At 69.5% G+C, this 20,112-nt stretch carries 18 protein-coding genes; 2 read left to right on the forward strand and 16 right to left on the reverse strand.

The window, feature by feature from the left end:
• Nucleotides 1-35 precede the first annotated feature (35 nt).
• The 4 genes from QSJ59_RS15065 to QSJ59_RS15080 form a co-directional block, all read right to left on the reverse strand.
• Nucleotides 36-1,196: an epoxide hydrolase family protein gene (locus QSJ59_RS15065; protein WP_285760191.1), complete on the reverse strand. Its 1,161-nt coding sequence runs from the start codon at nucleotides 1,194-1,196 to the stop codon at nucleotides 36-38.
• A 10-nt stretch (nucleotides 1,197-1,206) separates the two neighbouring features.
• Entirely contained in the window at nucleotides 1,207-2,616 is a 1,410-nt protein-coding gene (locus tag QSJ59_RS15070) for an NAD(P)/FAD-dependent oxidoreductase (protein ID WP_285760192.1), read from the reverse strand.
• 28 nt (nucleotides 2,617-2,644) lie between these two features.
• Nucleotides 2,645-3,067 carry an SgcJ/EcaC family oxidoreductase gene (locus QSJ59_RS15075; RefSeq protein WP_285760193.1) on the reverse strand — a complete coding sequence of 141 codons (423 nt, stop codon included), beginning with the start codon at nucleotides 3,065-3,067 and terminating at the stop codon, nucleotides 2,645-2,647.
• Nucleotides 3,068-3,271: 204 nt separating this feature from the next.
• Entirely contained in the window at nucleotides 3,272-4,555 is a 1,284-nt protein-coding gene (locus QSJ59_RS15080) for an activator-dependent family glycosyltransferase (protein WP_285760194.1), read from the reverse strand.
• Nucleotides 4,556-4,771: 216 nt separating this feature from the next.
• On the opposite strand from QSJ59_RS15080, the gene QSJ59_RS15085 reads away from it, so the two are divergent.
• On the forward strand, nucleotides 4,772-5,482 hold the full coding sequence (locus QSJ59_RS15085; protein WP_285760195.1) for a DUF2306 domain-containing protein: 711 nt from the start codon (nucleotides 4,772-4,774) through the stop codon (nucleotides 5,480-5,482).
• Nucleotides 5,483-5,551: 69 nt separating this feature from the next.
• Complete coding sequence (locus tag QSJ59_RS15090; protein WP_285760196.1) at nucleotides 5,552-6,184, forward strand: hypothetical protein; 633 nt, start codon at nucleotides 5,552-5,554, stop codon at nucleotides 6,182-6,184.
• A 58-nt stretch (nucleotides 6,185-6,242) separates the two neighbouring features.
• On the opposite strand, the gene QSJ59_RS15095 is transcribed toward QSJ59_RS15090, so the two are convergent.
• From QSJ59_RS15095 to QSJ59_RS15150, 12 genes are all read right to left on the reverse strand, one after another.
• On the reverse strand, nucleotides 6,243-7,640 hold the full coding sequence (locus QSJ59_RS15095; RefSeq protein ID WP_285760197.1) for an NDP-hexose 2,3-dehydratase family protein: 1,398 nt from the start codon (nucleotides 7,638-7,640) through the stop codon (nucleotides 6,243-6,245).
• Entirely contained in the window at nucleotides 7,630-8,625 is a 996-nt protein-coding gene (gene rfbB, locus QSJ59_RS15100) for a dTDP-glucose 4,6-dehydratase (protein WP_285760198.1), read from the reverse strand. Before rfbB ends, QSJ59_RS15095 begins: the two co-directional genes overlap by 11 nt.
• A complete protein-coding gene (locus QSJ59_RS15105) occupies nucleotides 8,622-9,689 on the reverse strand; it encodes a glucose-1-phosphate thymidylyltransferase (protein ID WP_285760199.1) in 1,068 nt (355 codons plus the stop codon). Before QSJ59_RS15105 ends, rfbB begins: the two co-directional genes overlap by 4 nt.
• A gap of 130 nt (nucleotides 9,690-9,819) precedes the next feature.
• The gene (locus tag QSJ59_RS15110) at nucleotides 9,820-11,142 is read right to left on the reverse strand and encodes an RNA polymerase sigma factor (RefSeq protein WP_285760200.1); all 1,323 of its coding nucleotides are present in this window, start codon (nucleotides 11,140-11,142) and stop codon (nucleotides 9,820-9,822) included.
• A gap of 82 nt (nucleotides 11,143-11,224) precedes the next feature.
• A complete protein-coding gene (locus QSJ59_RS15115) occupies nucleotides 11,225-12,028 on the reverse strand; it encodes a TIGR03084 family metal-binding protein (RefSeq protein ID WP_285760201.1) in 804 nt (267 codons plus the stop codon).
• Between the two features lie 312 nt (nucleotides 12,029-12,340).
• The gene (locus QSJ59_RS15120) at nucleotides 12,341-13,396 is read right to left on the reverse strand and encodes a carboxymuconolactone decarboxylase family protein (RefSeq protein WP_285760202.1); all 1,056 of its coding nucleotides are present in this window, start codon (nucleotides 13,394-13,396) and stop codon (nucleotides 12,341-12,343) included.
• 44 nt (nucleotides 13,397-13,440) lie between these two features.
• Nucleotides 13,441-15,096 carry an FAD-dependent oxidoreductase gene (locus QSJ59_RS15125; protein ID WP_285760203.1) on the reverse strand — a complete coding sequence of 552 codons (1,656 nt, stop codon included), beginning with the start codon at nucleotides 15,094-15,096 and terminating at the stop codon, nucleotides 13,441-13,443.
• Nucleotides 15,093-15,662: a DUF5987 family protein gene (locus QSJ59_RS15130; RefSeq protein WP_285760204.1), complete on the reverse strand. Its 570-nt coding sequence runs from the start codon at nucleotides 15,660-15,662 to the stop codon at nucleotides 15,093-15,095. The genes QSJ59_RS15125 and QSJ59_RS15130 overlap by 4 nt, the downstream gene beginning before the upstream one ends.
• Before the next feature lie 50 nt (nucleotides 15,663-15,712).
• Nucleotides 15,713-17,059 (reverse strand): cytochrome P450, encoded by a 1,347-nt coding sequence (locus QSJ59_RS15135; RefSeq protein WP_285760205.1) that lies wholly within the window; start codon nucleotides 17,057-17,059, stop codon nucleotides 15,713-15,715.
• A gap of 1 nt (nucleotide 17,060) precedes the next feature.
• The gene (locus QSJ59_RS15140; protein WP_432707487.1) at nucleotides 17,061-17,993 is read right to left on the reverse strand and encodes a DUF1702 family protein; all 933 of its coding nucleotides are present in this window, start codon (nucleotides 17,991-17,993) and stop codon (nucleotides 17,061-17,063) included.
• A 240-nt stretch (nucleotides 17,994-18,233) separates the two neighbouring features.
• Nucleotides 18,234-19,205 carry a DUF1702 family protein gene (locus tag QSJ59_RS15145; protein ID WP_285760207.1) on the reverse strand — a complete coding sequence of 324 codons (972 nt, stop codon included), beginning with the start codon at nucleotides 19,203-19,205 and terminating at the stop codon, nucleotides 18,234-18,236.
• 78 nt (nucleotides 19,206-19,283) lie between these two features.
• Nucleotides 19,284-20,099, reverse strand: coding sequence for a helix-turn-helix transcriptional regulator (locus QSJ59_RS15150; protein WP_285760208.1), 816 nt, complete (start codon nucleotides 20,097-20,099; stop codon nucleotides 19,284-19,286).
• Nucleotides 20,100-20,112 lie beyond the last annotated feature (13 nt).

Genomic DNA, 20,112 nt, shown 5'->3' on the forward strand with positions numbered 1-20,112 from the left:
GAGAGAGCACGGTGTCGGGGCGGTAAACGGCCGGGCTAGCCACGCAGGGAGCGGGTGAACGCGCGAAGGTCGTCGACCAGGGACTCGGGGCGCTCCATCGCGGCGAAGTGCCCGCCCCGGTCGAACTCGGTCCAGCGGGTCAGCGAGGGGAGGATCTGCTCGGCGAACCTGCGGACCGGGCGCACCGCGTCGAAGGGGTAGGACGCGACCCCGACCGGCATGGCCAGCGGCCAGGGCCCTCCCCACGTTCGCGCGAAAGCGGCGTCCCCGCGGGCGGACTCGTAGTACAGCTGCGCGCTGGGGCCGGCCGTCTTGGTGAACCAGTAGATCGCGACGTTGGTCAGCAGGTGGTCGCGGTCCACCGCGTCCTCGGGGGACTTGGCGGAGTCGGTCCACTCCCAGAACTTCTCGACGATCCAGGCGAGCTGGCCGATCGGGGAGTCGGTGAGGCCGTAGGCGAGGGTCTGCGGCCGGGTGGACTGGATCTTCTGCCACCCCATGCCGTCCTGGACGAACCGGGCCGTGAAGCCGAGCCGTTCCTGGTCGGCGCCGCTGAGGCCGGCCAGGGCCGCGGAGTCGTCGGGCGGAAACGCCGCCAGCATGTTGACGTGCACTCCGGCGACGTGCTCGGGGTCGGCCAGTCCGAGTTCCAGGGAGATCACCGAGCCCCAGTCGCCGCCCTGGGCGACGTAGCGTTCATAGCCCAGACGGCTCATGAGCGCGGCCCACGCGCGGGCGACCCGCCGCACGTCCCAGCCGGCTTGGACGGTGGGGCCGGAGAAACCGTAACCGGGGATGGCGGGGACGACCACGTGGAAGGCGTCGGCGGGATCCCCGCCGTGGGCCCTCGGGTCGACCAGTGGACCGATCACCGAGAGGAACTCCGCGACCGAGCCGGGCCAACCGTGGGTGAGGATCACCGGCATGGCGTCGGGTTCGGGGGAACGGACGTGCAGCAGGTGCACGTTCTCCCCGTCGATCTCGGTGGTGAACTGGGGAAACGCGTTGAGTCTGCGCTCGGCCGCCCGCCAGTCGAAACCGCTGCGCCAGTATTCGGCCAGCTCCTTGGCATACTCCAGCGGGGTTCCGCGTTCCCAACCGGCTCCCAGTGACCCGTCGGGCCAGCGGGCGGTGGCGAGCCTGCGGTGAAGATCGTCGAGTTCGGCCTGGGGGATGTCGATACGGAAGGGACGCATCGGGTGCCTTTCAGGGGTCTCGGCGGACGCGGCCGGTTCCCGGAACCGGGTCCCTGCCCTCACCGGGGACGTTCGGGGCCGGCGCGCGGCGCCCGGAATGTCGGAGCACGCGCACGAGGTTGCCCGGGCGCATCAGCGCCTGCGGAGGGTCGATAAGGCCCGCGGCCCGGATGAAGGCGTTGGTCAGCGCGGGATCGTGCACAGCGGCGCGTTGGAGCCGGGAGACGTAGGCGTTGGCCAGGCGGGTCTTGACCGTGCGGCGCCCTTCGACTCCGGGGTAGCCCAGGTCCGCGCCCGCCGAGAACTCCCAAGGGGATTCGATGTCCTGGGCGAGGTCCCGGAAGAAGGCGAGCGGGTCCGGTTGGGGGTCGCGGCCGACGTGCCGGCCCAACGTGAGCGACCCCATCGCGGCGACCGTCATGCCCTGGGCGTAGATCGGGTTGAAACTGCACACGGCGTCGCCCATGACCAGCAGGTTGCGTGGAAAACGGGACAGTCGTTCGTAGTGGTGCCACACGCTCGCGGGAAACCGGAAGGTCACCGGGTCGTCGAGGGGTTCGGCGTCGCGGATGGCGGCGTAGACGTCGGGCACCGGAACCGAGCGGGCGAATTCCGCGAACCCCTCCGGATCGGTCGGCGGATGGTCGCCGAGCATTCCGGTGAGCGACAGCTCCACTGCGCCGCCGTCTCCGGGGAGCCGGTAGAAAAAGGCGCCTCTGGGATGCCCCGGTGTGGCTGCCGGGATGATCGCCAACTCGTCCCCGAAAGGATCGGTGTCCAGGCGGTAGTGGCGGGTGGTGTAGGCGAGCCCAATCTTGACGCGCTGCGCCTCGGGGCGCTGGTAGCCGAGTTCCTCCAGCCACAGTGGGGTCCTCGACCCGCGGCCGGTGGTGTCGACCACGAGATCGGCGGCCACGACCTCCGAGGCCCCGCCGTCGGTGCTCGGCCGGACGCGTACGCCGGTGATCGCGCTGTTGTCGTTCGTGCTCCTCAGCCCGAGGATGTCGTGGAGCTCCAGGAAACGCACCCGGGACAGTTCCCGCACCCGCGATCGCACGTGGTGCTCCAGGACCGGCCTGGTGGCCGGCACGGACAGCAGCCCCGATCGGACCGAGGAAAGACGCCGTCCGTTGAAATACCAGCGGATGTCGCCGCTGAAGTCCCCCGGTCGGACGCCCCCGGCGACCAGTTCGTCGGTCAGGCCCGGGAACTGCGCTTCCAGGATCTGGTGTCCGCGGGCCACCAGGCCATGGGCGTGGCGGCCATGCGGGACCCCCCGGCGGGGACCGCGGACACCGGTCAATTCGTCGCGGTCCACGACCACCACTTCGTCGAACACGTCGGCGAGCGCCCGGGCCGCGAGCAGGCCCGCCATACTGCCGCCGAGTACCACGGCGCGATTTCCGATTCGGTTCGCCATCGCAGACCTCTCCTCAGTCCCGGGTGGGTCAGACGGCACCGATCGGCGTGTTCTGGTATCCGGTGATGAGCCATCCCGCACCGCTCTTGACCAGCACCCAGCTGGCTCTGATGGCGCGTTCGGGTGTCACCTGCTCATCGCCCGGCGCGAGTATTCCGCCCTGGGTGACCAACAGCGCGGCGTTGTCGTCCAACCGCTTGACCAGGAGGGGGTCCCCCACGACCCGCGTTCCCTTGAAGGGGCCGGCATAGGCGTTGGCCATGAAGGAGCGGATCTGCTCCCGACCGACCAGGTAGACGTCTCCGGGCAGGATCAGGCTGGCGTCCTCGGTGAAAACGGCGGCGAACAAGTCCGCGTCGTTCTTCTCCCATGCCTCGACGATCCGGGCCGGCACGCTCTTCAGGGCGGCCATCTCCTCGGGCGACGTGGTCTTCGTGCTTTCGGTGGTCATCGGTTTCCTCTCTTCGTCTTCCGGACGGGCGGGCGGTGGGGACCGGACCTCGACGACGGCCGCACGGCCCCCGGGCCGTTTCCGGTTACGGGGCTGACCCTTCGCGATGCGAATCCCCCGGCACTTCTTGCATCGTCGTCCCCGCCGCACCGGTTCGGCGTCTCCTGGATTGCGCTGCCGCCGTCCGCGCCGGTGGAGGAGCGATCACCGGGCGGGCCGGTGGGCCACGGTCATCCGCTCCAGGAGGGGGACGACGTCATTGGGCGTGGGCATCCCCGTGACCTCCCTGCGCAACTGGGCGGCGTTGTCGGCGTAGGAGGGGTCTTCCATTACCCGGACGAGGTGTTTGCGCAGTCCGTCAGCGGTGAGCTGGTCGGCGTCGGACACGTAGACCCCGGCACCTCGGCTCTCGACGCCGTTGGCCATGACGACGGGGCCCCACCACTTCTCGCTCCAGTAGACGTTGGGGATGATGAGCTGGGGGACGCCGTTCTCCAGCGCTGCGGCGAAGGTGCCCGCGCCGCCGCTGTGCACGACGGCGGAGCAGCTGGGCAACAGCAGGTTCAACGGCACGAAGTCGACGAGGCGGACGTTGTCGGGCACCTCCGTGACGGTCTCCAACTGCTTGTTGTTGAACGTGGCGACGACCTCGACGTCGAGGTCGGCCACCGCGGCGAAGAGTTCCTGCGCCGAAGCCGTCACCCCGAATCCGCCGTCACGGTGTGACAGCCCGAAGGTCATGCAGACCCGCGGGCGTCGGGGTTTCTCGCGCAGCCATTCCGGCGTGCGGGCGGGGCCGTTGAAGGGAAGGTGCCTCATCGGGAGGTAGTTGACCCCCGCGGGCCGCCAGATCCACGACGGCATGGGGAAGACGGTCCATTGCCCGATCACGACCTCCTCGTCGAAGCCGTGCCCGAACCGGTCCAGGATCGGGTGCAGCCAGTCGCGAATGGGGTCTTGCCGTTCTGCTGTGGGGCCTCCGTGCGCCCGACAGGCGGAACGCAGTTGGGCGAGGCCATCCGCCCCGAAGAGCATTCGGGCGTGCGCGGCGCCGCTGACCCGTGCCGCGACCGCGCCGGTGAAGACGAACGTGTCCGACACCACCAGGTCGGGGCGCCAGTCCTGGGCGAAGTCGACGAGGTCGTCGAACGCGGAAGGCGGGTTGAACAGGGTCTTCCAGCCCATGACGTTGGACTCCAGTTCCCCGTGGGGATCGTCGCGGCCGAAGTCGGTCTGCACCGACTTCGGCTCGGGACGCGCCGTCGGGTCGACCAGGGGCCTGGGCGGTTCGGCGCCGGCCATCTGCCGGTCCAGGTGGACCGGCTGCCCTACCGACACACCGACCAGGCCGGTGCGGGCGATGTCCTCTGCGAGGTCCGGGGAGGCGGCGACACGCACATCGTGCCCGGCCGTGCGCAAGGCCCAGGCCAACGGGACCTGGACATAGAGGTGCGCCTTGAACGGGGCCGGGGTGAACAGGATTCGCATCGGTGTCCTTACGGTCGAGGGTCACCTGCGATGGTGCGTCCTGAGGGCGGCGTCGCGCGTCTCCTGGATTGTGCTCTTGATAGCGCAATCCAGGAGACGCGCGACGCCGGAAGGCACTGTGACGCTGATGGCGCCGGATTCCGGGCGCAGCAACGCCACGCGTGGGGCCGCCGCGGCGGCCGCACGCCCGCCCCTCGTCGAGGATGGAAGAGAACCGTGACGCAGAACGCAGAGAGAGCCGGCTCTCCCGTTTCCACCGGCCCACCACGCTCGGCGCGCCCCCTGAAGAAACGGCGCACCCGATGGCAGCGCCGCGTCTGGATGACCCTGCTGGTGGTCGCGGTCACCGCTTTCCTGGCCTACGAACTGCCCCCGTATCTGGCCCTGGACCCCAGCCGGGCGGTGATCGTGCTGAACGAGGGCTTCCCGCTGCACTATCCGCTGCTCATAGTGCACATCGCGACCGGCACGGTGGCCATGGTCACCGCCTGTCTACAGGTATGGCCGTGGCTGAGACAGCGCCGTCCCCGGATCCACCGGATAAGCGGCAGGCTCTACGTCTTCGCCGGCGTGCTGCCCTCCGCGCTGCTGAGCCTGGCGATCATGCTGCTGATGCCCGGGTGGGGCGGCCAGGTGGGCATCACGATGCACGCGCTGCTGTGGATGACCACGACCGTGGTGGGACTGCGTATGGCGCGGCAGCGCCGCTACGCCGAACACCGCCGCTGGATGCTCTACAGCTTCGCCCTGACCATGGGCATCCTGTGGGGGTTGAGCGGACGCATCGTACTGCCGATCATCTGGCCGGCCATCGACGTGAACTACATCTTCGAGGTCGCCCGCTGGGGCGGCTGGGTGCTCAACCTCATCATCGTGCAGTGGTGGCTGGACCGGACGTCGCCGTCCCGTCCGCGGCAGGCGGCCTGAGCGCAGGGGCCACCGGGCACCCGCTTCCCGATACCAAGTGCAGTGCCCAATCCGCAGAGGAGAGCGAGAATGCGTCCGACGATCCACGACTACGACACGACCGAGTTCGACTTCGTGAGTGTCATGAGCGACATCTACGGAGTCGACGAGCTGTCCCGGCTGGTCCCCGGTACCCCCATGGAGCGGCTCACCTGGAAGACCGACCAGGCCACCCGGTTCCACGCGAAGTTCTACGACGCCTTCGAGGCGAAGGTCCAGGACCTGTACCGCGGTTTCCTCGCCTCGTTCGTACCGGGGGTGCTCGGCACGACGGAGTTCTGCTTCCAGCGGGTACCGACCTTCCGCGTGCACTTCCCCGGAAACGTCGCCGTGGGCAACTTCCACACCGACGGCGACTACAACCATGGTCAGGGCGAGGTGAACTTCTGGGTTCCGTTCACCCCGACTTGGGGGTCCAATGCCGTCTGGATCGAAGAGGAACTCGGTTCCAAGGACTACCGGCCGGTGTCGCTGGACCCCGGGCAGGTACTCGTCTTCGACGCGGTGAACTGGAGCCATGGCAACAAGGTCAACGAAACGGAGAGCACCCGGGTGAGCTTCGACTTCCGCTGCATCCGGCTGACGGACTACCGGCCCTCGGAGCTGTCGACGGTCGACGCGAAGCGCGGACTGTGGATCGGCGACTACTTCGACGTGTTCTAGCGGCACGAACACGCCGGCCGGGGGTGCCCCGGCCGGCGGTCGTATCGGGTGGTCCCCCTCAGAGCACGACGGCACCGGTGGTGACGGCGGCCAGGAGCGTGCGCGCCTGGACGTTGACGTAACGGCTGTGTCGGACCAGGGAGTTCATCTGGTCCGGTGTGACCCACACGTAGCCGGGGGGCGCTGCGGTGGGAGCCTCGCCCTCGGTCGCCTCCACGAAGAGGCAACGGCTCCGGGCATCGCGGAACCGTCCTCCTTCCTCGGAGTGGACGGCATCGTAGCGGATGCTGTCGGGACCGGCGCCGAGGACGAGGTCGAGAAAGGGCGGCCGGACAGCGCCTCGTCCCGACGGGTAGTTGCGGGGGGTGCGCTGAACCGTCGGGCCGAGTTCGATGACGTCGTGCAGTCCGCCCTCGGCTCGGGCATGTGCGAGCAGGTGGGGGACCCCGCCGAAGCGGCGGACCACGAAGGCCGTCACTCCGGTGCCGGTCGGCGCCAGGAGGGGTTGGCTCCAGCCGGTCACCTCACGGTTCGGTGCTTCGACGGCCACCGCCGTCACCGTGAAGTACCTGCCGTCCGGCCGGCTGATCGCGAGGCCGTCACGGCTCCAGCCCGCCGTGCGGGCGAGCGGGACGAGCGCGGCCCGCATGGTGTAGCGGCTTCGTTCGGCGACGAACCAGGACCGCAGCGCGGTGTCGGAGAGCAGGGCGCGCGTATCGGTGGACGCGGTGGGGACACAGGCCAGTACGGTGCGCGCGTCCATGTTGACGACGTTGTCCATCCTCAGCAGTTCCCCCAACTGTCCCAATGTCAGCCAGCGGAAGTCCTCGTGCGGGGGAACGTCGTCGTGGACCTCGACGACCATGTTGCGGTTCATCTTCCGAAAGAACCACGACCCGTGCTCGGACTGCAGTACGTCGGCGAGGACCCGTCCGCGGTCGGGCGAGAGGAAATAGTCGATGTAGCGGACGCCCTTTCCGGAGTGGGCACCGCTGTAGTTGCTGCGCGTGGCTTGGACCGTCGGCGAGAGCTGAACGGTTCCGGGGTTGCCCGGCTCCATCTTGGCCTGCACCAGTAGGTGCAGCACTCCGTCGAACTCCTTGGCCAGGAAACCCAGGACCCCGATCTCCGGTTGCACGATGACGGGCTGTTGCCAGGCGCGGGGGGTTTCTCCGTCGATGCTGACGCTCAGCCCCTCGACGCTGAAGAATCCGCCGCTGCGGTGGACCAGGTTTCCGGTGTCCGGCGCGAACGACCAACCGTCGAGCTCGGAGAAAGGGATCTGCCGGATCAGGAACGGGTGGGCCCGGCGACGCTGCTCCAGCCACGCCAGGCAGTCGGCTGTTTCGACCCGGGTTCCCGAGAGCGTGGCCGCCGATCGGGCGAACCGTCGCGCCGTTGCCGGCTCGTCCCTCTGCCGCAACGACGGGGCCGGGGGCCGGGGGCTAGCGCCCATCGTCTTCCCCGGGGGCCGAGGAGCGGGCCTTCGCCGCTTTCCACCAGTGCGGATTGGCGCGGTACCACTCGACGGTCTCGGCGATACCGTGGTCGAAGGACACCCGTGGCGCGTACCCCAACTGCTCGCGGATCTTGGTGGTGTCCAAGGCGTAACGCCGATCGTGGCCTTTCCGGTCGGCGACGTGGTGGACCCTGGACCAGTCCGCGCCGCACAGTTCGAGCAGCCGCTCGGTGACGGCCAGGTTCGTCAGCTCCGTTCCACCGCCGATGTTGTATACCTCTCCGGCTCCCCCGCCGGTGAGGACCAGGTGCACCGCCTGGCAGTGATCGTCCACGTGCAACCACTCCCTGACCTGCCTGCCGTCACCGTAGAGCGGAACCGGTTCTCCCTCCAGGAGGTTGGTGATGAACAGCGGCATGAGTTTCTCCGGGTACTGGTGCGGACCGTAGTTGTTGCTACACCGGGTGACCGACAGGTCGAGGCCGTGGGTGTGCCAGTAGGAGCGGGCGATCAGGTCCGAGGCGGCTTTCGAGGCCGCATAGGGGGAATTGGGCAGCAGCGGGTGGTCCTCCGTCCACGTCCCCCTGTCCACTGCGCCATAGACCTCGTCGGTGGAGACGTGCACGATCCTCTCGACGCCCACCTGTACGCAGGCGCTCAACAGGCGCTGGGTTCCCTCGACGTTGGTCCGGATGAAGGCGTCGGCCGACCGGAGGGAGCGGTCGACGTGCGACTCAGCGGCGAAGTGCACGACGGCGTCGTGTCCGGGGAGCAGGTCCAGCATCAGCGGGCGGTCGCACACGTCGCCTTCGACGAAGTCCAAACGGGGGTCGACGGGGAGGTTGTCGCGGTCCCCCGCGTAGGTGAGGTTGTCGACGACCGTGATCCGGGCGTCAGCGTAGCCCGGGTAGCGTCCGGCCAACATGGTCCGGACGTAGTGCGAACCGATGAAACCGGCTCCTCCGGTCACCAGGAGTCTCATGAGGCCAACTCGATTCGTGTCTGGTCGCCGACGAGCAGCCGGCGCCGGTGTCCGCTGTCCGTGCCCAGGGCGACCACCGATCCGCGCCCGATGATGGAGTCCTCCACCCCGGACGCGCCGGAGAGGCGGACCTCGTCGAACAGTATGGAATTACGCAGCTCAGTGGCGTGGAGAACGCAGTCCCGGCCGATGGAGGTTCCGGGGCCGACCAGGCTGTCCTGCACGAGGGAACCGGCTCCGATGATCACCGGACCGTGGATCGTCGACCGTCTCACCCGGGCTCCGGTTTCGACGACAACGGTCCCGGAGATCACGCTGGCCGCGTCCACCTCGCCGGCCGTCGTGGAGCGCAGGCCGGCCAGCAACCGGTGGTTGCAGTCGAGGACCGTCTCGGGCGCGCCCGCGTCCCTCCAGTAGCCCCGGTACTCGCTCGCCCTGACCTTGGCACCGTGGGTCACCAGCCATTGGAGGGCATCGGTGATCTCCAGTTCTCCGCGTGCGCTGGGCGCGATGGCGGCGATCGCCTCGTATACGGCGGGCGTGAAGAAATAGACGCCCATGAGGGCGAGCCTGCTGAGAGGCTCGGCAGGTTTTTCCGCCAACCGCCGGACGGTGCCGTCGGCGTTGACCTCGGCCACTCCGAACGCCCTCGGGTCGGCGACCTCGCACACCGCGACCTGCGCGTCGGGGCGCAGCGCCCGGAAGTCGTCGGCGATACCGGCCACCCCTTCCGGAAGCACGTTGTCGCCCAGGTACATGACGAAGTCGTCATCGCCGAGAAAAGGCCGGGCGACGGTGACACAGTGGGCGAGGCCCAGCGGCTGCTCCTGGCCGATATAGGTGATTTTCAATCCGAAACGGGAGCCGGTGCCGATCGCCGACGCGATCTCGTCTTCTCTTTCTCCGACGACGATTCCCACGTCTTCTACGCCGAGGTCGCGGATGTTGCCGAGCACATGCTCAAGAATCGGCCGGTTCGCAACCGGTACGAGTTGTTTGGGGGTGGAAAAACTAAAAGGGCGGAGACGAGTTCCCCATCCGCCCGATGCGACCAGCGCTTTCATAGGTTTCCCCTTGCGTCTGGGGCGTTGCCTCAGAAGAAGTCGGCCGTTGATTTTCACAATAAAATCGCGACCCAACTCGAAAGAGATTGCTATTTTCAACGTAACGCAATTGCCGCTTTATTCTCTTCTCTCAGATTGCTGAGGAACCCCTCGCGCTTTTCTCTGCGGGAAGGAGCCGCGCCGCTCTGGCCTCCAGGTACTGCTGTTCGGGGAGGCTGGTGGTCCGGCGTGCGGCGGTCTGGTAGCTGGAACGGGCCCCGGCGGCGTCCCCGGCCATCTCCAGGAGGTGGGCGCGGACCGCGTGCAGCCGATGGTGGTCGGACATCCTGGGGTCGGCCGCCAGGGCGTCGACCATCGCCAGTCCGGGACCGGGGCCGTGGACCATGGCGACGGCCACCGCGTGGTTGAGGGTGACCACGGGGCCGGAGGACCGGTTTTCGAGCAGCTGGTAGAGGGCGAGGATCTGCGGCCAGTCGGTGTCCTCGGCGCTGGTGGCCTCCGCGTGGACCGCGGCGATGGCCGCCTGCAACTGGTACGGGCCGATGGGGGAACGGGCCAACGAGTCGGTGATCAGACGGATTCCCTCACCGATGGCGTCGGGATCCCATTTGCCGCGGTCCTGTTCGGCGAGCGGCACCAGTGCCCCGTCGGCACCCGTGCGGGCGGGACGCCGGGCGTCGGTGAGCAGCATGAGCGCCAACAGACCCGCGACCTCCCCGTCCTCGGGAAGGAGCCGACGGACCATCCTGGCGAGCCTGATGGCTTCACCCGTGAGTTCGCTGCGCTGTAGGGCCGGGCCCGAAGTCGCGGTGTACCCCTCGTTGAAGATGAGGTACAAAACGTGCAGGGCGGCGTTCAACTGGCGTTGCCGCTCGCTCCCCGACGACAGGTGGAACCCGGCCCCGGCTTCCCTGATGCGCTGTTTGGCGCGGCTGATGCGCTGGGCCATGGTCGCTTCGGGGACGAGGAACGCGCGGGCGATCTGGGCCGTGCTCAAGCCGCCGACGGCCCGCAAGGTCAACGCCACCTGCGAGGACGGCGACAGCACCGGGTGGCAGCACAGGACGAGCAGGACGAGGGTGTCGTCCTGGTCCGCACAACGATCGGCGTCGGGACCGGGAGAAATCTGCTGGTCCTGGGCGAGGGCCGCGGCGGTGGCCTCGCGCCGTTGTCTGGCGGTCTCTCCGCGGAACTGGTCGGTCAGCCTGCGCGAGGCGACGGTGATGAGCCAGCCGCGGGGGTCGTCGGGGCGCCCCTGCCGGGGCCATTGGACCGACGCCGCGATCAACGCTTCCTGGACGGCGTCCTCTGCGGCGTCGAAGACGCCGTACCGGCGGATGAGCGCTCCGAGGACCTGGGGGGCCAGGCGGCGCAACAGGTCCTCGGAGACGGCGTCCTCCCTCGCGACGGCCGGTTCGCGGTGGCTCTCGGGGCCCTGCGCGGATGCACTCATCACGGATGAGGCTAGAGCAGCGCGGGGCGGGCGGACAACGACTCTCCCGGCCCCGGGTCCCGATGGCGTCCGCCCGGCCCGATCAGCCGGCCGGTGCGGAGAACTGGCCGGGCGAGCGGCCCGGACCGGCCGGGCCCCGATATGCCTGGGCGATGTCCAGCCACTGCTCGGCCACCGCACCGGACGCGGTGATGGCGAGGTCGTCGCGGTGGCGGCGCCGGGTGACCAGGAGGCAGAAGTCAACGGCCGGACCGCTCACGCGCTGCTCGGCGTCCTCGGGTCCAAATCCCCACAGTTCGCCGGAGGGCGTGGTGATCTCGAAGCGGAACTCGTCGGGCGGCGTCGGCAAACCGCGCGACTGGTACCCGAAGTCCTTGGTCAGCACCGCGAAGCCCACCAGGTGCCGCAGACGGTCGGTGTGCGTGGGTTCGATGCCGAGCGCGTCGGCGATGTCCTGGCCGTGCGCGAACAGCTCCATGATGCCTGCACAGGCCAGGACCGCCGGGGGGATCGGCCGGACCAGCCAGGGAAGCAGTTGGTCGGGCGGGGCCGCGGCCAGCGCGGCGACGGTGGTGTCCCGCTCGGCCCGCCATTGGGCGAGCATCTTGTCCGGGGAGTCGTTGAGGAAGAGGCCGAGTGCCGCGTTGATCGCGCCGTCGAAGTCGTTCGCCGCTCCGGCGGTGATCGCCGCGAACGCCTCGGCGTCGGAGGCCGCCTTGCCCGCCAGGTGGAAGATGAACGACAGGTGCGCGACCTGGTGCGCGATCGTCCACCCGGGGGCGGGAGTGGGCAGCGACCACTGTTCGGCGTCGAGGCCGGCGAGCAGCCCGTCGAGGCGGTCGCCTTCCGCGATGAGGTCGGAGACGACGCCTTGGAGGTCTTTCACGTTTTCTGTCCTCTCACACGGTGGAAATTCTTCACGAAATTCCTCACGCCGGGAAATTCTTCCGAGGAGTCGGTTCTTCGACGCACCGAAAACGACCGGGCGGGAGGAGATACGCATCGACCCCCGGCCAGGAAATCACTCGCCACGAGCGGGGAAAGGCGCCGGAGGCCACGGCCGCATCACAATCGAACAGAACCGGAAAAATTGATCCGAGCTGTTTTCAGAATGCCGGAACACCGCTGTGCTGTCTTCTCCGTTCGTGCTTGGGAAGAGGACCGGTCCACCGCCGGAACGAACAGGGCGCCGGTCGGGTCAGGCGAGCCACGCGCCTGACCGGCGTGCCGCCGCCATGGCCGCCCACGACGCGGTCGCCACCAGAACGGCGTCGTCGGCACCGGCGGCGTACACCCCGGCAACGACCTCGTCGTCGACCTGGTAGGCGGCCAACGCCGTGAGCAGCGCGAGCCTGGCGTGGGCGCGGTCGGCCTCGGGCAGCGCCGCGATCGCCTCCTCGACCCATGCCCGGCTCGGCCCCACCGGTGCGCCGTCCCAGTCCGCCACGCGGTCGAGGACGAGGGAGCGCACCCGCTCAGGAACCCGACGCGCCCCCGACGCGTCCACGGCGGCACAGGTCCGGCCCAGCGCCTCGGCGACGGCGTGCGTCCCCTTCGCCCAGGACAACTCGTCCGGCAGTGGGGCGGCGGGCAGCAGGCCGAGGGAATCCCCCGGCCGGTGGGCCTGCTGGGCGCCGGGCCGCAGGAAACGGCCCAGGACCCGGAGCGCGCCCGGTCGCGCGGCGGAGGGCATCGCCTGCGGGAGGGGCGACTCCCCCAGGAACACGTTGACCATGCGGTTGAGGTAGTGGAAGGCGACGGCCACTCCCCCGTACTCGGGCAGTTGCCCCTCGGGGAACGGGCGCCGGTACCCGGCGGCCCCGCTGCTGGTGGCGATGGCCAGCCCCCATTCGGCGACGGCGCGCAGGCGGGGGTCGGCCACCGACTCCGCCCAGCGGGCACCGGATGCGTTCGCCTGGCGCACGCCCAGGCTCCCCGACGCCGCACCGTGGACGTCCACGCAGTACGGACAGGTGTTGCCCAGCGAGACCGCGGTGGCCAGGACCTCCTTGGCCGCACGGTCGACGTGATGCTGCACGACCAGGGTCTCGCGCAGCATCACCCAGGTGGCGGCCAGCAGGTCCGGGGCCGGCGCGTGCAGGGCCACCGGCGGGGCGAGCATCCCGAAGTCGCGTTCGACCTGGTCGTAGACCCGGGCAACCGGGGCCGGCGCGGCACCGGGCCGCACCGCCTCGACGTGGCGGATCTGGTCCAGGGTCCGGTGCAGGGCGAGACGCATCAGGGGGGCGGACATCAGGGACCTCCGTCGTGGGGTTGCCGAGGGGGTGGGAGGGCCCGCTAGCGTCGGAGGAGGTCGGACGCCAGCGGCAGGGTGGCGCGGCGCCCGCTGGTCTGGCCGTCGGGCGAGGGCGCGCCGTAGACGACGTCCACCCCGCGTTCCCGGGCTGCGCGCACGATGCCGGGCACCGCGCGCTCGGCCAGGGCGGCAATGGTCATCGCGGGGTTCACCGTGAGCGCGCCGGGAACGGCCGAGCCGTCGGTGACGAACACCCCCGGGTGCCCGCGCAGTTCGTGCCGGTCGTCCAGGGCCGAGGTCGACGGGTCGTCGCCGATCCGGCAGGAGGCGAGCGGGTGCACGGTGTAGGCGCCGACCAGGTCGTTGGTCCAGGGCGCGACCTTCGCCAGGCCGTCGCGTTCGAGGATGTCCTTGACGTCGGCGTCGGACTCGGCCCAGGCCCGCTGGGTGTTGGCGGTGGGGTGGTAGCTCAGTGGGCCGTGGCCCAGCATCTGCTGGGAGATGCGGTTGGCGTTGCCGGTGGGCGGCGGCGGGCCGAAGACGCCCTCGTTGTCGTCCTCGATCATGGTGAAGATGATCAGCCAGGAGCGCCAGCGACGCAGCATCTCCTTCTTGTCCACACCGAACCAGCTGGGGGTGGTGGCCCCGGGGACCTGCGCGAGGATCGTGCCCAGACCGGGCGGGAAGTAGAGCTGTTCGAGGGAGTAGCGGGAGTACTCGGGCAGCGAACCGTCCAACCGGTCCCAGTTGGCCACGCACGGGCCCTTGCCGATCTGGTTGGCCTCGTAGGCCAGGTCGGCACCGCGGCTGAGGCCGAGCACGTCGCGGACCCGCTCCTCGTCGAGGACCGCGGTGTTGAGGCGTTCCCCGTTGCCGGAGAAGTAGCGGCCGACGGCGTGCGGCATTGCCCCCAGGGTCGGTTCGGAGCGCTGCAGGATGACCGGGGTGGCACCGGCGCCGGCTGCCAGGACGACGATCTTGGCGTCGATGGCCCCGCTGCCCGACTGGAGCCGGTAGTCCTCGTCGTGCACCACGTTGTAGTGGACCCGGTAGCCGCCGTCGTCGGTGCGTTCCAGACGCTGCACCTCGTGCAGGGGGCGGATCCGGGCCCCGTGCGCGAGGGCCGCGGGCAGGTAGTTGAACAGCAGGGAGCGTTTGGCGTCGAACCGGCACCCCGACATCATCCAGTTGCAGTTGACGCACTTGTCGTTGTCGACGCCGTTGGGCACCGGGTTGGCGGTACGCCCGGAGTGGTTGCAGGCCGCGGCCCACAGTCCGCCCGCGTAGGTGACATCGTCCCAGTCCTGGGTGCGCACCGGCATGGCCTCGGCAATGCGGTCGTACCAGGGGTCGAGCGTGTCACGGCTGATGGCGGCGGGCCACATGCGCCGGCCGATGCTGCCCCGGCGCTCGAAGACGAAGCCCGGGGCGCGGGGCAGGGCCGCGAAGTAGACCACGCTGCCGCCGCCCACGCAGTTGCCGCCCAGGACGCTCATGCCGTCGCCGACGACGAAGTCGAAGGCGCGGGTGTAGGACGACCCGAGCAGGAAGTCGTGGTCGAAGTCGGTGCCCGACAGCCACGGACCGCGTTCGAGGATGGTGACCTTGGCGCCGCCCGCCGCGAGGTGATAGGCGGTGATCGCGCCGCCGAAGCCACTGCCGACGACGAGGACGTCGGTGCTTTCGGGTGTGGTCATGCCGGGCTCCCTGAAGGCGTGGTGTCGGGGTGCAGGTCGGCCAGTTTGCGGCCGTAGGAGTGCTCGGTGAAGCGCCAGAGCCCGTCGGCGTCGGGGACGGCGAAGCCCATCGCGGTCAGGCCCGGGTGCCCCGCGGCGATGGCGTCGGCGGTGTGCAGGTGGGCGGCGCTGTCGTAGGCCATGTTGCAGAACAGCGAGAGCATCACCCAGAAGACCTTCTCGGGGTGGCCCGGTGCGGTGAGGGCGCGCACCAGCGCGGTCCGGTCGGTGAAGGGCAGCGCCGCGAAGGGCGGAAGCGAATCGTCCAGGACGAGGGCGTGCTGGTCGGCATAGGCGCGCGCGTGCGCGTCCAGGTCGCCGGCGAAGTTGTCCAGTCCGTCGGTGAGGCCGGTCGCGGACGTCTCCAGCAGTTCGATGGCGCCGGCGGCGACCGCGCCGCCGTCCGGTGCCGCCCCGGCGACCGAACGGTCGCCGGGCGAGCGCTTCTCACCGGGGATGATGGTGTCGGCGAACGCCTCCAGGGTGATCGTCCGGTCGTCTTCGGCCTCTGGGGTACCGGCTGCCACGGGGCTCCTTCTGGTCGGCTCGGGAGGGACGGTTGCCTCGGGTGGCCCCGTCAGCGCGCGGGGTGCACGGTCATGGGCAGACCGCCGCGCACGCGCAGGGAGAGCATCGGCTCGGGCACGACCTCGTGGCCGGGCACGGTCGCCAGGCGCATCTCCCTGGCGACCATGGCGACCACGAAGGCGGCTTCCATCATTCCGAGATTGCTCCCGATGCAGAAGCGGGGGCCGGCGCCGAAGGGGATGTAGGCGTAACGGGGACGCTCGGCGGGACGACCGGGATCGAAGCGCTCGGGGTCGAACCGTTCGGGGTCGTCCCAGTAGTCGGGGTGGCGGTGCAGGGTGTAGGGGCAGATCAGCACGTCGGCGCCGGCCGGGACGTGGTAGCCGCCGACCTCGTCGTCGTCCTGGGCCTCCCTGGGCAGGATCCACACCGGCGGGTAGAGGCGCATGGCCTCCTGGATCACCATCGTGGTGTAGGTGAGACTGCGCAGGTCCTCGTGCACGGGAGTCCGCTCGCCCAGAACCGTCCGGGCTTCGGCGCGCAGCCGCTCCCACACCTCGGGGTTGCGGTCGAGAAGGTGGAAGGTCCAGCTCAGGGTGCTGGCCGTGGTCTCGTGTCCGGCCAACAGCAGGGTGACCAGTTCGTCGCGCACGCGCTGGCGGCCCTGGGGGCCGCTGTCGGCCAGTCCGACGAGGCGTGAGAGCGCGTCGTCGCCGTCGCCGCCGCGCGCCAGACGGTCGGCCAGGAGCTTGTCCACGATGCGCTGGAGGTCGTGGCGGGCCCGGCGGAAGCGCCGTTGATGGGCGAGGGGGACCCACATGGGCACCACGCCCATGGTGACCATCTCGAACATCGCCTGGTCCTGCACGGCCTCGAAGGAGTGGCCGATGGAGTCGAAGGCGCCGAGGTCGGCGTCGAGCAGGGTCCGGCCCAGCACCCCCAGGGTGAGCCCGGTCATCTCCCCCACCACGTCCACCGGTCCGCCGCCGCTGTGCGAGCGCAGCCGCGCGACCAGGGCGGCGGCCTCCTCGGCCACGGCGTCGGCCTGGCCGACGATCCGTTTGTGCTGGAACGTGGGCTGGATGAGCCTGCGCTGTTCGCGCCACAGCTCGCCCTCGCTGGTGAGCAGCCCGTTGCCCAGGGCCCGACGGGCTTGGACCTGGCCGACTCCCTTGTGGTAATTGCCGCTGTTGTCGGCCAGCACGTGCTTGGCGTGGTCGGGGTGGTTGAAGAAGTACAGCGCCTTGGGGCCGATGGCCAGCCGGGCGGCGTCGCCGTAGCGGGTCGCGGTCGTCATCAGGCCCAACCGGTCGGTGATGAGCTTGCGGAACAGTCCCGGGGCTGCCGCTTGGGAGGGGCCGGGCGGCACCCGGCGACGGGCCTGGTTGAGCGCCATGTCAGCACCGACCTCTCGCGGCGAAGTCCTCGGCCACCCGCCTGCGCCAGAGTTCGTAGGCGGGGGTGTCGCCCGCTTCCTCACGGACCGGTTCGGGCGGGCGGAGCCGCTCGGTGACCAGCGCGGCCGCTTCGGGGGTGCTGTCGCACAGCACCTGAAGGGCGAGTTCGTTGTGGGGCACGACCAGCCCGGCCCGGACCCTGGCCTGGGCGGCGAACGCGGCCCCTTGGGCCACCTGGGGCCGGTACTGTCCGGCGCGGTCCCAGAAGGCGCGCAGTTCGCGCTCCTCGGCGCCGCCCGCGTAGGCGGCGGCCAGGCCCGCGCCGGCGTAGAGGTCGGCGTGGCGCGACTGGGGGAACTTGTCGATGGTGGTGGCCACCCGCTCCACGTCGGTGCCGCAGACGAACCACAGCGCGCGGCCGATCCCCTGGTCGGCACTGTTGCCGACGTACCACTGGTGACGCTGCTCGGGCCAGGGGAAACGGTGGTCGTCGGCCTGCCCGTGAACGTAGCGATCGGTGTGGAAGTACGCCTGGTGGAAGCCGTAGCCGTCGAGGATGAGCCAGCGCAGCAGCGGATCGTAGCCCGAGGGGTCGGGCCAGCGAAACACCGGGAGCCTCGCCATTCCCCAGCCGATACCGACGTAGGCCATGTAGACGTGGGGGGCTCCGATGCCCGTGAGGAAGGTGTCGACGCGGTCGCGGCGCAATGGGGCGAGCCCGTCGACCATGGTGAACCCCATGGCCGCCCCCTCGTAGGCGAATCCGCGGAACCGCGTGGGGATGCGCTCCAGCCGGTCCTTCGCGTCATCGGGGCGGCGTGCCTCGGCGGCGTAGGCGTACCCCGCCAGAAACGTCCTGCCGACCGTTTCGAGCACTTCTCTGGATTCGGCGTTCTTTTCCTGGAACCCGCGTTTTTCCAGGCTGGTCTCCACGACGTTCGGCGTGATGATCTGACGTCTTATCGCTCTGAATAAATTGGTCAACGCAACTACCCTCATCGGGTTCAACAGTGATCTGACCATTACTTTTTCGATTCTCACAGCGCACACCGGCGGCCGTCTACTTCAAACCTGCGTTTCCCGCCGAATGGCCGAAGAATGATCCCGCTCGAAATTGACCCCCATTTCCCGTCCATGCCCCGGGCAGCCGGGGGACGCTGAGAGGGCGGGTGGTCAGGCGAAGTGGGCGCGGATTTTCTCGCGCCACAGCTCGTAGGCAGGCACCCCGTCGACCGTTCCCGGTTCCACGGCGGTGCCGTCCGCGAGTGCCACGGCCCCGGTGACGTCCAGGTCGGCGAGTGCACCGATCGCGCCGTGGGTGTGCGGGGCGACGAACCCGGAGAAGTGCCGGGCCTTGGTCGCGAACACCGCCCCTTGGGCAAGGTGGGCACGGTGCTCGCCGGATCGACCGCGCAAGCTGGTCAGATCGGCGTCGTCGCAGCCGCCCGCGAACGTGGCCGCGAGCCCCACCCCGCTCCACAGGTCCGGGTGCCGACTGGGCGCGAAGCGTTCGACCGCGGTCGCGACGTTGTCGGCGTCCGCCGCGTGGATGAACCACAGGGCTCGACCGATCCCCTGGTCCACGGCACGCAGGAAGTAGGCCGGATTACCCTCCCAGGGGTAGGCGGCGGGTATCCGTTGCTCGTCGACCCAACGCGGGGTGTCGAAATAGGCGCGGTCGAAACCGTAGCCGTCGACGGCCAACCAACTCATCGTCGGGTGGTACTGGACGTCGTCGAGTGCCGGGATGACGGTACGCCACAGTGGGCGGGGCAACCGGGCCATCGCGAATCCGATGCCGATGTAGGCGAGGAAGATATGCGGGCGCCCCGGGCCGCGGAGCAGTTCCCGGGTCAGCGTTCCGCGGCCTCCGGCCATGGCGTCGCGAACGGTGAGGGCCATCGTGGCGCCCTCATAGGCGAATCCGCGCAACTCGGGTTCCACCAGGTCGAGCCTGCGTTCGACTTCCCACAGTCCTCGGGCGTCGATCCCCCATTCGAAACCACAGACAACGGACTGGGGGATCGCCTCAAGTCTTCGGACGACGTCGGGGGCGCCGGCCGGGAAACCGCGCTTGGCGAAGGTGACGTCGGTGAGCCGCGGCGTCAGCAGCAGTCGGCGCAGCGATCCGAGAGCGGTCGGCATGGCCTTTCCTCCTACAGGTCGGTTGGACTGCCCGTCGGGGCGCAAGAGGTGCCGCGCACGGAACCGGGCCACGTTTGCTCAGGCGGCGAACCCGGTGTGGAAGGACCGCGCGTTCTGGCTCTGCAACGAGACGCGCGAGGCCAGGGTGATAGCGATCGGCGGGTCGGTCGGAAGTGGTTCGCGCATTCGGAGATTGACGAAGGCCGCACGTCCGGGAGTGATCGTGATGGGGAGGCGGGACGCACCGACCAGGATCTTGCGTTTGGAGGATTCGGTGCTCGTGTACTCCGCGACCGCTATCGCCGTCCACCTGCCGGCGGGAACACCGTCGAGGTCGAGTTCGGCCGTCCCGGGAACCGTCAGGGCCTGACAGGCGACAGGGGCGCATTGGGGGATGGGATCGGCGAAGACGCCGACGAGTGCGTTTGCGTCGGCCGCCCCCGCGGGAAGATCCAGCCGTCCGACGATCGAGCCGCCGGCGGGCTGCGCGGTCCCTCGCTGTTTTTTCATCTCGCACACGAGATCGAACGAGGGGAGGTGCTGAAAACCGGGAGCCGCCGCGATGAGCAGCTTGCTGACCTCGGGATGGCGGTACTGGGTGGGTGACATCCCGACCGCCTTGGTGAAACGACTGGTGAACGTTCCGACGCTGTTGTACCCGACGCTGCAGACGATGTCGGAGACCGTCAGGGAGGTGGTCAGCAGCAGGCGTTTGGCCTCGAACAGTCGCACCGAGGCGAGGTACTGTCCGGGCGTGACTCCGGTGGCCCTCGAAAAGATACGCGAGAAATGGTAGGGGCTGACAAAAACCTCGGATGCCAAACCATTGAGCGTAATTGGATCATAGTATCTGGCATGGATGGATGAGACGGCTTGCCGAACGGCCTCTCGCACAAGAACCCCCCAA

The organism is Nocardiopsis ansamitocini (assembly GCF_030268225.1).
Lineage (GTDB): Bacteria > Actinomycetota > Actinomycetes > Streptosporangiales > Streptosporangiaceae > Nocardiopsis_D > Nocardiopsis_D ansamitocini.

What these genes read in the sequence shown, in the direction of transcription:
- QSJ59_RS15065 (WP_285760191.1), bottom strand. Translation starts at nt 1,196, where the DNA reads ATGCGTCCCTTCCGTATCGACATCCCCCAGGCCGAACTCGACGATCTT.
- QSJ59_RS15070 (WP_285760192.1), bottom strand. Translation starts at nt 2,616, where the DNA reads ATGGCGAACCGAATCGGAAATCGCGCCGTGGTACTCGGCGGCAGTATG.
- QSJ59_RS15075 (WP_285760193.1), bottom strand. Translation starts at nt 3,067, where the DNA reads ATGACCACCGAAAGCACGAAGACCACGTCGCCCGAGGAGATGGCCGCC.
- QSJ59_RS15135 (WP_285760205.1), bottom strand. Translation starts at nt 17,059, where the DNA reads ATGGCGCTCAACCAGGCCCGTCGCCGGGTGCCGCCCGGCCCCTCCCAA.
- QSJ59_RS15145 (WP_285760207.1), bottom strand. Translation starts at nt 19,205, where the DNA reads ATGCCGACCGCTCTCGGATCGCTGCGCCGACTGCTGCTGACGCCGCGG.
- QSJ59_RS15120 (WP_285760202.1), bottom strand. Translation starts at nt 13,396, where the DNA reads ATGTCCGCCCCCCTGATGCGTCTCGCCCTGCACCGGACCCTGGACCAG.
- QSJ59_RS15080 (WP_285760194.1), bottom strand. Translation starts at nt 4,555, where the DNA reads ATGCGAATCCTGTTCACCCCGGCCCCGTTCAAGGCGCACCTCTATGTC.
- QSJ59_RS15105 (WP_285760199.1), bottom strand. Translation starts at nt 9,689, where the DNA reads ATGAAAGCGCTGGTCGCATCGGGCGGATGGGGAACTCGTCTCCGCCCT.
- QSJ59_RS15125 (WP_285760203.1), bottom strand. Translation starts at nt 15,096, where the DNA reads ATGACCACACCCGAAAGCACCGACGTCCTCGTCGTCGGCAGTGGCTTC.
- QSJ59_RS15095 (WP_285760197.1), bottom strand. Translation starts at nt 7,640, where the DNA reads ATGGGCGCTAGCCCCCGGCCCCCGGCCCCGTCGTTGCGGCAGAGGGAC.
- QSJ59_RS15090 (WP_285760196.1), top strand. Translation starts at nt 5,552, where the DNA reads ATGCGTCCGACGATCCACGACTACGACACGACCGAGTTCGACTTCGTG.
- rfbB (WP_285760198.1), bottom strand. Translation starts at nt 8,625, where the DNA reads ATGAGACTCCTGGTGACCGGAGGAGCCGGTTTCATCGGTTCGCACTAC.
- QSJ59_RS15110 (WP_285760200.1), bottom strand. Translation starts at nt 11,142, where the DNA reads ATGAGTGCATCCGCGCAGGGCCCCGAGAGCCACCGCGAACCGGCCGTC.